Raw genomic sequence first — 15,677 nt, forward strand, 5'->3', positions numbered from 1 at the left:
CTAGCAGTGTCAGTCTGTGGAGCGACTGTAAGACCTTCTGGGAGTAAATCCCGGAAGGCGGGTGCATTGAAGCAGAAAGCCCCTATCAGTGATGCTAGGGAACCCGTGCTGTCTCGTAGAGCAGCGTCGGAAGGATGTCAATAATGGCAAATTCATCGGTAGCAAGATCAAACAATATGAGATTAAAAGATGCAATTCCTAAAAAAGGTTCTCAGAAACGCCCTCGTAGATTAGGCCGAGGCATATCAGCAGGTCAAGGTGCAAGCTGTGGTAAGGGGATGCGCGGTCAAAAATCTCGGTCTGGCAGCAGTACTAGACCCGGTTTTGAAGGTGGTCAAAATCCTCTTTATCGTCGCTTGCCAAAGTTAAAAAGCTTTCCGATGGTAAATCGGAAAAAATATACAATTATTAATGTGGGTAAGTTGGCATCATTACCAGCTAACACAGAGGTAACTCTTGCCTCTCTTATGGAAGCGGGAATTATTACAAGTAATGATGGACCGCTCAAAGTCCTCGGAGATGGAGAGTTGAATATTGCACTCAATGTTCATGCTATAGGTTTTACAGCTACAGCTCGTTCCAAAATAGAGGCAGCAGGTGGTAGTTGTGAACAAATAGGATCGAACCAATAACGAAGTCAGAAGTCAGAAGTGATTTTTGTAACGGGGATGCGTGAGCAACTCTCCAAAAGTATTTCGCCTTAAAAGGTGGGGTTGCGCGACCCAATTATTTTGATAAACTTTCTAGTTTTTTTAGGTTATCTCAAGTAGAGCCTCAAAAGCTTTAGTTGAAGAAAAAATCTTGATTATAAAACAAATAAAATATCTAGAAGCGGAGGATTCTACCTAATTTTGCTAAAATCAAAAATATAAAATATAAATCTCAAATACATATGGACATTAGTAGAGATAAGGCACCAACTGCTCAAGAAACATTCTTGCAGATGGCCCAAGCAGCAGGGTTGCGGGGGCGACTGCTAGTGACAATAGGTTTGCTTCTTTTGGTGCGTTTAGGTGTGTACTTACCAGTACCAGGAATAAATAGAGGAGCTTTTGAAGCAAGTATCGGGAATCAGGCTTTAACAGGATTTCTAGACCTATTTTCTGGTGGAGGTTTCTCGGCATTAGGTATTTTTGCATTGGGCATCATACCTTATATTAATGCCTCGATTATCATTCAATTGATGACAGCAGCCTTACCCAGTTTAGAAAATCTGCAGAAGAATGAAGGAGAAGCAGGACGTCGTAAAATTTCTCAAATCACTCGCTATGTGGCCTTGGGATGGTCAGTTTTACAAAGCTTTGGTTTAGCAATATTTCTGAATAGTTCATCTGTAGATATCAATGGATCGTCGGTAAGTGTAGCGATTAGCCCAGGGCCTCTATTTATTGCTAAGACTATTTTAGCAATTACGGCAGGTTCCATGTTTGTGATGTGGATATCTGAATTAATTACAGAAAGAGGAATTGGTAATGGAGCATCATTGTTGATATTTGTCAACATTGTGGCTGTGTTACCTCAATCACTAGGCGACACTATTAAATTGTTTGAAGGAGGAGACCGTGCTATCGTAGGTCGTGCGATTATTCTGCTTCTGGTATTCCTCGTGATGATTGTAGGTATTGTCTTTGTACAAGAGGGAAGTCGCAGAATTCCTATACTTTCAGCTCGTCGTCAAGTAGGTAGAAAACTTTATCGGGAAACAAAAAGCTATTTACCTTTACGATTAAATCAGGGTGGAGTAATGCCAATTATCTTTGCTTCTGCCGTCCTCATATTACCTGTATCTTTAGCTCAGTTTTCTAACAATCCACTTTTATCTCAGATTATTACTTCTATCAGTCCTAGTGGCCCGACTCCTTGGTTGTATGCTCTATTTTACTTTGTTCTAATATTATTCTTCAGTTATTTCTACGCCTCCCTCATTATGAACCCAGTGGATATGTCGCAGAATTTGAAGAAAATGGGAGCAAGTATCCCAGGCATTCGCCCAGGTAAAACTACCAGCGATTATATAGAGAAAGTTTTGAATAGGTTGACTTTCTTAGGAGCTATTTTCCTTGGTGTAGTAGCAATTATCCCTACGGTAGTAGAAAGTGCAACTCGTGTACCTACCTTTAGAGGATTAGGAGCTACCTCTCTATTAATTCTAGTAGGTGTAGCAATAGATACAGCAAAACAAATTCAAACTTACGTTATCTCCCAAAGATACGAAGGAATGGTGAAGCAATAGTGGTAAAACTGATATTCTTAGGTCCGCCAGGAGCAGGCAAGGGAACACAGGCATCTCGAATAGCAGAATTTTACCAAGTTCCTCATATTTCTACAGGTGATATTTTACGCAATAATGTGGCACAAAAATCAACCCTGGGTTTACAAGCTAAAGAATATATGGACAAAGGTGATTTGGTTCCCGATGGACTAATCCTTGACATGGTTGAAGAAAGACTGAAAAAAGATGATGCTCAAAATGGTTGGGTTCTAGATGGGTTTCCTAGAAATGTGGCTCAAGCACATTTTGTAGAAAAACTTTTATCTGGAAGCAAAAATGGAAATGACACTCAAGAAGAAATAGCTGAAATTAGTAATTCTTTGATGGTCATAAATTTACAAGTGCCAGATGAGGTTTTAGTCGGTCGCTTATTATCAAGGGGTCGGCAAGATGATAATGAGGAAACTATTAGAAATCGTTTAAAAGTCTACGACCAACAAACACAACCTCTGATTGAATTTTACAAAGAACGTCAACAGCTATTTACAATAGATGGAAATCAGTCTGTTGATGCTGTGACTAATTCTCTCAAGCTATCGGTTAATATATCATAGGGTAAATAAGAATTAGATTTTGATAAATTGTTTCTACCTGGAAATATTTAGTTGTAGCTCTCTAAATGCCAATTAAATATTATAGATATATATTATTTATAACTCATGCTCAATAACCTCTAAAAATTAAAAACTTTTTGATAGGATATGTTGAGGGGAATCACCTGAAATAACAGGCTGTTCTCAATACAAAAAAATGGTTACTTGCAGCGTTGAGGTGATTAACAGTTGGCAAAACAAGATCTCATAGAAATGGAGGGTACAGTGACGGAATCTCTACCTAATGCTATGTTCAGAGTAGACTTAGATAATGGGTTTAATGTGCTAGCTCATATTTCTGGAAAAATCCGTCGCAATTACATCAAAATTCTACCAGGCGATCGAGTCAAGGTAGAGTTAACACCCTATGACTTGACAAAAGGTCGAATTACATATCGGCTGAGGAAAAAGTAGTAATGATTGAATCTCTACTCAATAATTTGTAGGGAGATTATCTACTTGCTGAAAACATTAGTAAATGATACAATACTAAATTTGTAGTATTGCCATAATAAGGCATGAAAGTTAGAGCATCTGTCAAAAAAATGTGTGAAAAGTGTCGTGTTATTCGTCGTCGAGGACGAGTAATGGTTATATGTGTTAATCCCAAACATAAACAACGTCAAGGTTAAGCATATTCGATACAGGCATCAGATTATTTGTTGTCTACTCATTAACCTAGTTTAAGTTTAATTTTAAGGTGATGGAGATAAAGTAAAGTGGCACGAATTGCAGGAGTAGATCTCCCACGCGATAAGCGTATAGAAATTGGTCTGACATACATCTATGGAATTGGACTATCTCGGTCTCAAGAAATTTTAGATGAAACTGGTGTAAATCCTGATACCCGGGTCAAGGATTTAAGTGATTCTGATATAGCAGAACTTCGTTCTACGGTTCAAAATAACTACCAAGTTGAAGGAGACCTTAGACGATTGGAAGCCATGAACATCAAGCGGTTGATGGATATTGGTACTTACCGGGGTCGTCGGCACAGGATGGGTCTACCAGTTAGAGGACAGCAGACTCGCACTAACGCCAGAACTCGTAGAGGTGTACGTCGAACTGTAGCTGGTAAGAAAAAAGCCAGTGCTAAGAAATAGAAGTTTGGTTCTATCTTTATGATTGATAGATACTTTCCCAGTTCTAAGCTTTGTTCAGACTGTGGAGATGTAGTAGATAAACTACCTCTACATATTAGAGAGTGGGATTGCCCAGAATGTCCAGCTCACCATGATAGAGATATCAACGCTAGTATAAATATTTTGCGGATGGGAACCCGCGTCGGCGACAGACGCAAGGGAACGCCCACCAAGAAGGCTGCGGGACTCGCAGTGTCAGTCTGTGGAGCGACTGTAAGACCTGAAGGGAGTAAATCTCGGAAGGCGGGTGCTATGAAACAGAAAGCCCCTAACAGTGATGTTAAGGAATCCCGCGCTGTCTCGTAGAGCAGCGTCGGGAGGATGTCAAGTAGAAATAATATTACTTATGTTCTGGATGAGTTGGTGTATTTGCTCCCATCTTATTTATCTGAGCAATCATTTGATATAATCTACCAGTATCTTTCTGATTGAAGGACATAACTAAACGAGGAAGATGAGCAGTTTCATCTCCTAACTCTTCTGGTAAAACTTTACTTTTTTCAATTTTTCCTATAGTCAAAATATCACTATATTCTTGATTCAAATAATCCACATCTCCTTCTGAAAGTTCTGAATTCAGACGAATCACAAACTTTTCTCCCACATAACGACTCGAATGATACATTCTGTAAAAGTTAGCGATCGCTTGACAAGCTTCTTCCAAGTCATCTGTAATAGTATATAAGCTAGGGTCTTCTGGACTAATCAAACCACGCCGAAGTAGTTGTTTATGAATAAAATCGTTCCAGTCATGCCAATAGTTTCCACCAGGACAATCTATTAACACTAGAGGTGCCGGGCCATATTTACCTGTTTGTGTTAATGTTAAACTTTCAAATGCTTCATCTAAAGTGCCAAAACCACCAGGAAATAAAGCTAAAGCATCACTTTCTCTGAGAAAAAATAACTTACGAGTAAAAAAGTATTTAAAGTTAATTAATTTTTGTTCTCTTTCAATAAAAGGATTTGATTCTTTTTCAAAAGGTAACTGAATATTTAAGCCGAAAGATTTTTCTGCCCCAGCACCTTCATTGCCAGCTTGCATTATTCCGCCCCCACCACCTGTCATTACCATAAAACCTTGCCGAGTAATGCGACGGGCAAAGTTTACGGCCATTTGATATTCTGGAGCTTCTGGGGATGTTCGTGCAGAACCAAATATCGTAATTTTGCGAATATGGCGATAGGGATAAAATATCTCAAATCCTTTTTCCATATCCTGTAGAGAAGCCGCTAATATCTTCCAATCTAGGCGGTCTAGCTCCTCTGATGCCATACTGACAATGGTGGAGAGCGATCGCTTAATCCATTTCTCATGTTTTAGGGTCGGCAAATTTTTGACTAACTTAGTCACTTCTGCCTCAATAGACTCAACTGCTGTTTTCTGAAAATCTGAGGCCATTAACTTTTTCCAAATACTTAATAACTTTAATTTTTACTGGAATTGTTTAGTTGATGGTTTTTTCATTTTTCCCAGTTAATCGTATTTTATCTCCTAATTTCGCCCTAATTCTTTATTAGAAATCTAAGGACAAAGAAAAAAAAGCATAATTTTTTAATTTCCTTTTTTTGACATACTCCCGGCGCTGAATTAAAAATTACAGCGCGGGATTCTCACCCATCTGTGATTCTTGATTCAGCGACACCACTTACTATTTCAGGTTGCCCATCTACAGCAGAGGTGGTAGTCTCCTCAAGCGTTCCCGAATACTCGGAGGTTCCTGAATGCCCTTCAGTACCTTTGATCTGATTCCACTCCACATCTAGAATCTTCATCCCTTTATTTAAAATGTTCCATGCCGCATTTGTATCCCGACATATTTCAATCTTGCATTTAGGACATTGATGAGTTCTAGTACTCAGAGATTTCTTCACTCGATGACCACAACTTGAACAGTCTTGGGATGTATAATTTGGTGCTACAGCAATCACTGTCTTATCCCACACTTTCCCAAAATAATCTAACCATTGAGTGAATTGATACCAACTTGCATCAGAAATCGACTTAGCCAAATGATGGTTCTTGACCATGTTTTGTATCTTGAGGTCTTCGTAGACAACCACATCATTAGAGTGGACTACGCACCGGGCTAACTTTACTGCCCAGTCTTTACGCTGTCTAGCAACTTTCAGATGGCACTTCCCCAGTCTCATCCTGGCTTTGTGGTAGTTTTTTGATTGAGGTTTTTTACCTTTAACAAACTTTCTGGAGAGTTGTCGCTGTAGTTTCTTTATTCGCTTTTGAGCTTGTCTTAAATACTTGGGATAAATTGCAGCATTGTTGTTCTGGTCTTTGTAGAAATAAGTCAGACCTAAATCAATGCCTACAACATTCCCGGTATAGTTCCCTGTTTCTTTGCGGTGAGCGTCAAAGCACAATTGAGCATAATAACCATCAGCTCGCCTGACAATTCTGACCCGATTGATTTTCAGTCTAAATAAGTCCTCTCTGGTTTGATGATTACAGAATAGAGAGAACCTACCTGCTTGAAAACCATCGGTGAAATTAATAGTTAAACAATCCTGTGATAGTTTCCATCCAGAGGTTTTATACTCAACTGAGCGAGAATGCTTTTTGAATTGAGGATAACCTTTGTTTTTGGCTCCTTCTCTACAGCGACGATAGAAGCTAGAGATTGAATTCCAAGCTCTCTGTGCTGATGCTTGACGCGCCATTGAGTTCAACTTTTGAGCAAAAGGAAACTCCGTTGCCAGTTCTTTACACAGCACAGATAGACGAGCTTTATTTACATCTGGCTCGTCGCGCCATAATCTAACTGCTTTGTTTCTAATGAATTGAGCAGTTCTGATCGCCTGTTCTAAGGCTTGATATTGTGCCTTAGACCCGTTTAATAGCTTGGCTTCTCTAATAATCATGCTTTAACTTTACCATTATATAGCAGAACTTTTGGCGATCTGCATGATTTTTTTTGTTGGTCGCAATTCATCCCAACACCAAACTAGGGTTATGGTGTGGGCCTTCTTGCTCCATTTAGGTAAAATTCATACATGATAATTGGTACAACTACTAGGACATAGAGTGATGAAGAATCGAATACTGTCCAATTTTTTTCCACTATTGCCTGTTCCCTAATATATAGCAGTCGAAGGAAAGGACACATACAGATCAAAAGCTTAAAACTTAGACAACGCCAGATTTTTCCTTCTTGCTTCTTCCTTCTTCTTTCTTCCTTTTGGTATACTAAGTTACTAAAGCCTTAGTATTAAATTAGGGCTTTCTATTTATAAATACAAAATTTCCGAGACCACTGAGAATCTCGGCTAAGTCATAAAATAGGTTGATTCTACCTTACTTGCTTGATAACTAGGACTGTAGAAAGAAAACAGTTTAATTATTGAGATTAGTCCACTAGAAACCTAATAGAGGATTATTTTCTCAATAAGAACATAACTGAGAACTACTGTCTGCTTTTAAGCAGAAATATATCTCAATTTAGATCGTTTTCCCTGTTGTTCTAGAGATACTTCATCAAACATTCAGTCTATAGAAGTGCGCGCTGGTATACTTACAAATTGCAGGAGCTGCCAATAGCTAAAATCTTGTATGATCAGCTTTTTATTTCCCCTATGGCTTGTTGCCTGCGCGCAACGTTATATCCTAATTATTTCTAAACATTTATGGATACAAACAGTTTTGTGCAACTTTCTACATAATCTGTTTCAAAAGTTCTCAATTATTATCCAGGTACTTTTCTACAGTTTGAGCCAATGTAGTTTTAGGAACGGCTCCAACCACCATATCAACTCTTTGGCCTCCTTTAAAAATCATCAAGGTAGGAATACTGCGAATTCCATACTGACTTGCTACATTAGGATTTTCATCTGTATTTACTTTAACTACTTTGATTTTTCCTATGTATTGTTCTGCAATTTCTTCAACTACAGGAGCCACCATCCGACATGGCCCGCACCAAGGTGCCCAGAAATCTACTAAAACTGGAACGTCACTTTCAAGCACTTCTTGCTTAAAACTGCTATCGGTGACTGGAGTTGCTGCTGTCATTCTTTACTAATCCTTCAATATGAGTCTTTATAATATGGTGTAGGATTCTTGCTTCTTTCAGATTGCCTCTTGACTAAACTTAACTTGGTACCAACGAAACTCTAGAATTTCTCCCAAGTATATCAGCCAGGTTGGCTTCACAAGCGTTTCAGACTTGGTTGCTAGTCCAAGCCACGGTCTGCCTGACCGCAAAGGTATGCCTATTTACTAGGCTTAATGCAACTCAAATTTTTTTTTATACAGTTCATCAGTTGCCAGTTACATCTGTTTAAAAACACCTTTATTATAATTTGGTATTTTTTGATTTTAGCAAGTTTACTTTTCCCAGAAAACACCAAATTTATTATTAGTTTAAGTGTTTTGGGAAAAATTTAAGATAAAATCCTGAAAAATATGGTAGGTTTTGATTCTACCAATGTATATATAAAGAGTATAGTATAGACTGGTATCAAGGTTAACAAACTATCATATAACATTCAATTAAAGTCTTCTCTAAGTACAATGTCACTTTAGTTAGTTAAGTCCACCATACAATCTTAAATTACTAGCTTTATTAATACTTTCTTTTATATCTTCTTCTGTGTCAAGTAGTATATAGAAAAATTAAAATACAAAGCGCAGAATCTTTTTTTCAAGTTAAGTTTTTCCCTATTCTCAAAAACTCTAGATATCTATCCGTAACTTTAACTTGATCAAGTCGCAAATAACTAACTAAGTAAACAAGTAACTATATTTATTTGTACCGTACTTGATTTGCACGAGAAATTTTATAAACAATTAAGCAATTAACTGAGTAGCTTACGCCGAATCTGTGATAACCTAATCACTATCAAAAAAATTTGATCTGAATCAAGCCTTAAGTGGCCATAAGGAACCGCCCAAACTAGAAAAGCTCGGGCGGAGTGTGGTGTGAGGAGTGAACGGAAACATGCATCTCCGCTATTACTATTGTGACATTTATTTTCAGATAATTCCAGGGTAATTTGTAAATTTCAAAACTATTTCACAAATTTTGTCAAGGGTACTGACATATCTTAAGTCATTGACATACTCTCCAGCGGTCAGCGACGGAGATTCTCCTAAAACCAGGATTCTTGGTTTGTGCTCCGCAAAGCTAGGCCAACAACGAGTCCACTTAAACTAATTACCAGAAGATATCTAGCTCAGAGATGGCTCTCTCCTCAAGGGTTTGCTCTATTCCAAAAGCCTCTGGGTTTATGCCCTACGGTACAGTTCAAAATCCTATAACTCTTTTCTTGGCCAGCATTTCCTCTATTGGTCGGCGTTCCCATAGCAAGGAAACCTTACCGGGTTCCGACCGCTTACCCCTGACAGCTACGCAGAGTCTGACGGCAGTTTTCAAGGTGCGTTGATCAATTATATAGCTAGGTTTTTAGAGCAGTTGAATACCTTTAGTTCTTTTCTAACTATAATACAAAGTCCCCCTTTTAGGGCTATCCATTACCCACATCTTTCTTAAGATAAAGCTTGACTTCTGAGATGTGTTATGAATAAGTCTTGGCTCGGCTTTTTCGGGAGAAAAATGTATTTTTATATACATTTTTTTGAAAACTTCAGTAGTTTTACTTAGCTACTATGATTTTTTCTCCTTTCTCCCCTGCTCCCTGCTCCCCTGCTCCCCACAAGTATTTCAAGACTTATGGGTAAGGGATAGCTTTTAGGGGGAGGCTTTAAACCTAATTTTTCGGTAAATCTACTTGCCCATACCTAATTGTTGAGCTTTTTGATAAACTTTACCCTCAGTCAACAATGAAGGAGCAATAACAACCTCAACTTGCTGCATTTCTTTCAAATCTTTAGCTCCCAAAGTGCCCATACTCGTTTTGAGAGCGCCCAATAAATTATGTGTACCATCGTCCAATAGTGCTGGGCCACGCAGAATTTGCTTGATGGTGCCAGTTGTACCGACCTTGATCCGAGTACCTCGTGGCAAAAGGGGACTAGGAGTAGCCATACCCCAATGATAGTCACGCCCTGGTGCTTCCGCGGCCCTAGCTATAGGCGAACCAATCATCACCCCATCAGCGCCACAAGCAATACATTTACAAATATCTCCACCAGTAATTAAGCCCCCGTCGGCAATAACTGGGACATAATTTCCTGTTTCTTGGTAATAATCATTTCGTGCTGCTGCACAGTCAGCTACAGCAGTAGCTTGGGGAACTCCTACACCTAAAACACCACGAGATGTACAGGCAGCACCAGGGCCAATACCTACTAGCACCCCTGCAGCTCCTACCTTCATTAAATTTAAGGCCACTTCATAAGTAACACAGTTACCTAAAACCACAGGCATAGGCATTTCTTGACAAAGCTTAACCAAATCCAGGTTTTCCACTGACTCAGGTGAAAGAAATGCAGTGGAAACAACTGTTGCCTGGACAAAAAATAAGTCTGCACCAGCATCAGCGACTACTTTTCCATATTTGAGTGCTCCCGCAGGTGTTAAGCTTACTGCTGCAATACCACCTTGGCTTTTTATTTCCTTAATTCTCTGAGAAATTAATTCTGGTTGAATTGGAGCTGAATAAAGTTCTTGCATTAAACCCACAAATTCATCTTTGCCCACAGAGCTAATTTTTTCCAATATTGGCACTGGGTCAGGATAGCGAGTTTGAATACCTTCTAAGTTGAGAACTCCCATTGCTCCTAACTCAGATAATAGAACAGCCATTTTGACATCAATTACTCCATCCATTGCACTAGCAATAATGGGAATTTCTCTTTCTATGCCGCCGATGCTCCATCTAGTGTCTGCTAAACTTGGATCGAGTGTTCGTCCCCCAGGAACTAGGGCAATTTCATCGATTCCGTAAGCTCTGCGAGCTGTTTTTCCACGTCCAATAAATATATCCACTACTTTTACCTATTCCCAAGACCATTTTAGTTAGGGTATCAAATTCAGAGGAGCATTGGTCATCAAGTCAAAAGTCTATAATTGAAAGTCAAACGCCAAACAATAGGAGTCAGGAGTCAGGAGTCAGGAGTCAGTAAGAATAGCCTATATATCTATAATATTATTTATTATTTAGTTAAAGTAAAACTCTGTGTTTAGTCAAATCGACATTTCTAGGTAAAGTCTTTTTAGCAGGGAAATTATTCGTAGCATTATTTTTTATATTTCATATTACTTCCGACATTCCGCACGTCAATTTATCAGGTTAAAAGTAGTATAAAAATTCCTGTATTGGCAGGTATTTCTGAATAAATTATCTTGATTGACCTTTCTCCAGAGTCATATTATTCGGAAAATATTCAGCATCAATACTCAATCACTTACCCAATTATGACTACTATTATTTTCTCCTGACTCCTGAACTCTGAATAGACATTTGGTGAAAATAAACTTGCCCTTTATTTGCTATAAACTAGAGTGTAATAACTCAAAAAATCATTTTTCGTGTTTTTTTTCTAAAAATATCTTCCCTGTTCTCTCCATACCTATTTCTTCCATACCTACTTTTACAAAAAGTCTATATCTTTTTCACGCCTATGTCTAATACATAGCAAGAAACGAATTGATTAGGACATAGATTAATAATGAACCGTAAGACAGATAAATACTTTTCCCACTTTTCCCTGTTCCCTCCATGCCTATTCCCTATTCCCTGCTATAGTTAAAAACCTTTAAATCCTAAACCTGTTTCTCTTTGCTGAGGATGAACCTTTTCAGCAAGTTGATTAATGGTAGTTTCGTTTTTATTCGCGACTTGACTCAATATAATTCCAACTAAAATAATAGCTCCCCCAATATAGTGAGCAGCGATGGGTTTTTCTCCTAATATTAAATAGGCTGCTATGACTCCAGCAATGGGATTAAATGCACTGGCAATAGAAGCATCAGAACTACTGGTTTTACTTAATCCTTTTAACCACAAAATTTGACCTATTACTACAATAACTGCACTATAAACTAACATCCATTGCCATAAAAAAGGCGAAAATAGTTCCATGAAATGACTACTTCCATAAAAATATAATGCGACAATAAAGAAGATAATACCTCCAAAACCATTACGAATAATATTAAAAAATCCTACCGGAATTCGATGAAGACGCGCTTTACTAATAGTATTAGAAATTGCCGTAGCGGTCGCTCCAATTGCGGCTAAAATTTCTCCTGAATTGATAGATATCATATTTGTAGAATCAACTGAGTTTTGCCCAAAACTTTGCAAAACTATAATTAAAATTACTCCGGCAAATGAAATAATTGCTCCAGTAATTTTCCACCGATTAACTTTTTCTCCTAGCAAAAAAATAGCTAGTGCTAAAGTTAAGGGAGGTTCAATACGTCCAATTAATATTACATTGTTAACCATTGTGCGAGAAAGTGCTTCAAATGAGGCAGCAGGAGATAGAGCGCCAGCTAGGAATGCAACGGCTAACATACTTGCCCAATCTTGACTTGAAAATTGTTGAAAGTAACGTAGATTTAGCTGTTTTCTATAGATAATAATTAAAATTAATAGGGCACAGATATTTCCTACAAATAAAACATTACAAAATGAAATGGGATTTTCTCCAGGAAATTTTTCGGCACCAATTTCTGTTAATTGTTTTGTAATTGCGTTAGAAGAACCGAAAATAATGATTGCTAATAATAAGTAAATTTGTCCGGGGATTTTTTGCCAAAGGTTAGAGATATTTACAATTTTTTGGTTCATTTTTAACTATGGCTTGCTGATTAAATTTAAAAGTATTGACATATAAAGACAAGTGCCTTTTTGGAGTCTAAAAAAATGCCTGGTATCACGTCTAAAACGCTTAAAAAGTTAGTATTTTAGGCTCATAGTTGGGCAGAAAAATCCCAAATTGACAATTCAAATCCGAATAGTTAAGGTAAAAATCCTCTCATGAGCAAGGAAAAACAAGAAAAATTTTTCATAATTATTCAGCCCATTCCGTTTTCACTCTAGAGGTAATTATTAATAATTAATAATTACCTCCTCGCTCATTCCCATTTCTCCTGTCTCCTGTCTCCTGTCTCCTGTCTCCTACTCCGACTAAAAGACTTTTGAGCGCAAACCCTAACTAGAGTTTCCAAGACTGATGACAAGTCCAAGAGTTATTGGGATGGCGTTCATAAAATCGTAATTCCCATAATACCTCTGCTTGGGAATTGATGATTTTTTTTGCTATTTTTGCTAGTGTTTGTTGTTGTTCTGATGGAAATTTGTAGGCTAAACTGAGATGTAAATTATTTTTGAGGCGTAATTCATCAATACGAGTTTTTGAATTGGCTAGATGAGCAAAGTTAGCAATCAATTTTTCTAGCCAAATTGATTTTAATTGGAGATAATGAAAGTCTGTTTTTAACTCCATATCTACAACAACTATAGGTGGCGCTGGGCGATTTTGACTAGTATTGTTTAAGGCAGTATCTAAAGCTTGAAGATAAATTGGAACTGCGGTTAATTGGTCGTGAAAAAAACCTGTCAAGGTACAGTGCGGCATATATTGATGTGCAGCATTTTCACTACATTCTGCACGAGTAGTGGTGAAATATTCTTCTAGTTGATTATTTAGTTCACCTACTGGGCAAGCATATACGATAAATTCTCGTAGCATCAGATTATAGATTAAATTTATGATTTTTGAGTTTACAGCAGAAAAAAGAAGGAAGAAGGAATAATCTTACCGAATAATTAAGGTTTAAAGCCTCTCCTTTAAAGGAGAGAAAAAATTTTCCCTACCGCGTCAATCCTCTTCTTTTCAAGTAGAGGTAATAATTAATTATTAATTATTAATTATTAATTATTAATTGTTGAAGTTGTCTTAGTTTTAAGCTTTTGATTTGTCCTAACCTTTCCTTCGACTGCTATACAGCGCTTTTCAAATTGATCAACCACATCGTCACAAAAAAAATCCTGTAGGGGCGTTTTGCTCCGCAACATATAAAGCGGCAGCTTTGCGTTAGCAAATGGCCATTAGTCCCTAATTATTATTTGTAACATTCTTTTTTCATCCCTGGTATTACTCTCCTCTCCTGAATTCTGACTCCTGAATTATGAATATAGAACTCCATTCCACTTTCCTACGGAATTTTAGGCAAACACGAACAAAAACTTTCTTTTATATCAAATCCGTTTAATTCGGCACGTAAAAAATGTTCCATCTTCAACCATTACCAAATATTTCCCCATCTCTTCATCTCCCCATCTCTGGGTCTCCCTACCTCCTCACGCTTCCCACACTCCCCACACTCCCCTCCTGGGAGGGGTTAGGGGTGGGTCCCCACACTATGAATCTAATTACACCGATGCTACCGGATTTGATATTACTCTCCACTTCTGACTCCTGACTCCTGACTCCTGACTCCTGAATCCTGACTCCTGACTTCTCATATTGCAATTAAGAAAACTGTAGAGCTAGGGTTTCAGATATAGGTGTTTGAGGTAAGCAAGAACTAGAAGTTACATATTTATTAACTATTTCTAGAACTTGTTTTTCTCTAATTGGTTTAACGAGATAATCTGAACATCCTACCATTGTTGCTCGAACTCTATCTATTAATCGATTACTGCTTGTTAAAATTATTACTGGTGTTTCTTTTAATGCGGAAATACGACGAATCTGAGCACAAATTTCATAACCATTTGCTATGGGCATGATTAAGTCTAGAAAAATCAGATCTGGTTTTTTTTCTATCAAGGTTATGATTGCTTTGACTGAGCTGTTAATTCCGACAAAATCAAAACTATTAGCAGTCATAATTTGTTTCATTTGATGACAAACTATTAGGCTATCATCTATACAAGCAATTAAAGCTTTATTTTTTTTCTTTTGGCTAAATTCTCTTTGTTTATATAACTGTAGATTTGTTTTTTGGAACTGGGGAAATATTATGGGAATATCTGGTAGTTTTGTCAGCTTGATTAATCCTTTTTGAATATGAGGCAAGAAAAATTTTGCTAGACGAAACTGGTCTGATTTTATCTGACTCGCCATATCTCTTAAACTACATTGACTGTTGATTAATTTGCCTAATTTAGTATAGAGAATGGGTGATATTTTTTCTTGGAATTGCTCTGGTTTATATAAAATAATCCCAAAATTAGGAGATAAATTTTTTAACCCTGAGCTACTCCAGTTACACCAATTTTCTACTGCTTTTTTAAGAATAATTTTCGTGTCAATTAAAACTCTTGGCCAACGCAGGATGTTTGTCGTAATATTTGGTTCAATTTTATAACTTATTTGTCTCTGATTTTCCTGTTGTAATATATCAAATAGTACTTCTAAAACTATTGATTTAACAATCTTTTCAAACTGTTCTCTAGTAATTTGCTGTTCCTGAAGTAAACTACACAATAATTGATAAATCCAGCAATTATGATTATTATTAATTTGGAAAGGGTCTAAATTTATCGGATTAATTTTAACTTGATAGCGTATTATATGTTGTCGTAATTGTCGCCGAGAGTGTTCACAGCTATAACCCCAGACTATACGACCTCTAAAAAAGTAAAGACTCCACTTATCTATAGGGCTAGCTAACACATTCAAACTACCTGTAAATTGCTTTCTACTAATAGTGATTAGTCCATTGGTTAAACTCAGATTATTAATATTTGCAATGGATAACATAAGTTGTCTAAAATAGTAAAATTTGTATATATTTT

The 15,677-nt window shown here is 37.3% G+C and carries 15 protein-coding genes; 7 read left to right on the forward strand and 8 right to left on the reverse strand.

Annotated features, from left to right (window positions below; genetic code table 11):
- Positions 1-176 precede the first annotated feature (176 nt).
- From rplO to D5R40_RS10120, 7 genes are all read left to right on the forward strand, one after another.
- Positions 177-632, forward strand: a complete 456-nt coding sequence (gene rplO / locus D5R40_RS10090; RefSeq protein ID WP_124143134.1) for a 50S ribosomal protein L15 — start codon at positions 177-179, stop codon at positions 630-632.
- Between the two features lie 260 nt (positions 633-892).
- A complete protein-coding gene (gene secY, locus D5R40_RS10095) occupies positions 893-2,233 on the forward strand; it encodes a preprotein translocase subunit SecY (protein ID WP_124143135.1) in 1,341 nt (446 codons plus the stop codon).
- Positions 2,233-2,826, forward strand: coding sequence for an adenylate kinase (locus D5R40_RS10100; protein ID WP_124143136.1), 594 nt, complete (start codon positions 2,233-2,235; stop codon positions 2,824-2,826). Before secY ends, D5R40_RS10100 begins: the two co-directional genes overlap by 1 nt.
- A gap of 228 nt (positions 2,827-3,054) precedes the next feature.
- Positions 3,055-3,279, forward strand: a complete 225-nt coding sequence (gene infA / locus D5R40_RS10105; protein ID WP_008191178.1) for a translation initiation factor IF-1 — start codon at positions 3,055-3,057, stop codon at positions 3,277-3,279.
- Between the two features lie 104 nt (positions 3,280-3,383).
- Entirely contained in the window at positions 3,384-3,497 is a 114-nt protein-coding gene (gene rpmJ, locus D5R40_RS10110) for a 50S ribosomal protein L36 (RefSeq protein ID WP_124143137.1), read from the forward strand.
- Between the two features lie 87 nt (positions 3,498-3,584).
- On the forward strand, positions 3,585-3,968 hold the full coding sequence (gene rpsM / locus D5R40_RS10115; protein WP_124143138.1) for a 30S ribosomal protein S13: 384 nt from the start codon (positions 3,585-3,587) through the stop codon (positions 3,966-3,968).
- 18 nt (positions 3,969-3,986) lie between these two features.
- Entirely contained in the window at positions 3,987-4,313 is a 327-nt protein-coding gene (locus D5R40_RS10120) for a zinc ribbon domain-containing protein (protein WP_445974446.1), read from the forward strand.
- 34 nt (positions 4,314-4,347) lie between these two features.
- On the opposite strand, the gene D5R40_RS10125 is transcribed toward D5R40_RS10120, so the two are convergent.
- The 8 genes from D5R40_RS10125 to D5R40_RS10160 all read right to left on the reverse strand — a co-directional run bounded on the left by D5R40_RS10125 (position 4,348) and on the right by D5R40_RS10160 (position 15,642).
- Positions 4,348-5,409, reverse strand: coding sequence for an LOG family protein (locus D5R40_RS10125; protein WP_124146703.1), 1,062 nt, complete (start codon positions 5,407-5,409; stop codon positions 4,348-4,350).
- A 212-nt stretch (positions 5,410-5,621) separates the two neighbouring features.
- Entirely contained in the window at positions 5,622-6,884 is a 1,263-nt protein-coding gene (locus D5R40_RS10130) for an RNA-guided endonuclease InsQ/TnpB family protein (protein ID WP_124146702.1), read from the reverse strand.
- An 814-nt stretch (positions 6,885-7,698) separates the two neighbouring features.
- On the reverse strand, positions 7,699-8,031 hold the full coding sequence (gene trxA, locus D5R40_RS10135) for a thioredoxin (RefSeq protein WP_124154592.1): 333 nt from the start codon (positions 8,029-8,031) through the stop codon (positions 7,699-7,701).
- 1,714 nt (positions 8,032-9,745) lie between these two features.
- Complete coding sequence (locus D5R40_RS10140) at positions 9,746-10,909, reverse strand: GuaB3 family IMP dehydrogenase-related protein (protein ID WP_124154593.1); 1,164 nt, start codon at positions 10,907-10,909, stop codon at positions 9,746-9,748.
- 760 nt (positions 10,910-11,669) lie between these two features.
- The gene (locus D5R40_RS10145) at positions 11,670-12,719 is read right to left on the reverse strand and encodes a DMT family transporter (RefSeq protein WP_124146699.1); all 1,050 of its coding nucleotides are present in this window, start codon (positions 12,717-12,719) and stop codon (positions 11,670-11,672) included.
- 367 nt (positions 12,720-13,086) lie between these two features.
- Positions 13,087-13,623, reverse strand: coding sequence for a hypothetical protein (locus D5R40_RS10150; protein ID WP_124146698.1), 537 nt, complete (start codon positions 13,621-13,623; stop codon positions 13,087-13,089).
- 603 nt (positions 13,624-14,226) lie between these two features.
- Positions 14,227-14,406, reverse strand: a complete 180-nt coding sequence (locus tag D5R40_RS34965; protein ID WP_124154594.1) for a hypothetical protein — start codon at positions 14,404-14,406, stop codon at positions 14,227-14,229.
- Positions 14,407-15,642 carry a response regulator gene (locus tag D5R40_RS10160; RefSeq protein WP_124146696.1) on the reverse strand — a complete coding sequence of 412 codons (1,236 nt, stop codon included), beginning with the start codon at positions 15,640-15,642 and terminating at the stop codon, positions 14,407-14,409.
- Between the last annotated feature and the right edge of the window lie 35 nt (positions 15,643-15,677).

Origin of the sequence: Okeania hirsuta (assembly GCF_003838195.1) — a bacterium.
Lineage (GTDB): Bacteria > Cyanobacteriota > Cyanobacteriia > Cyanobacteriales > Microcoleaceae > Okeania > Okeania hirsuta.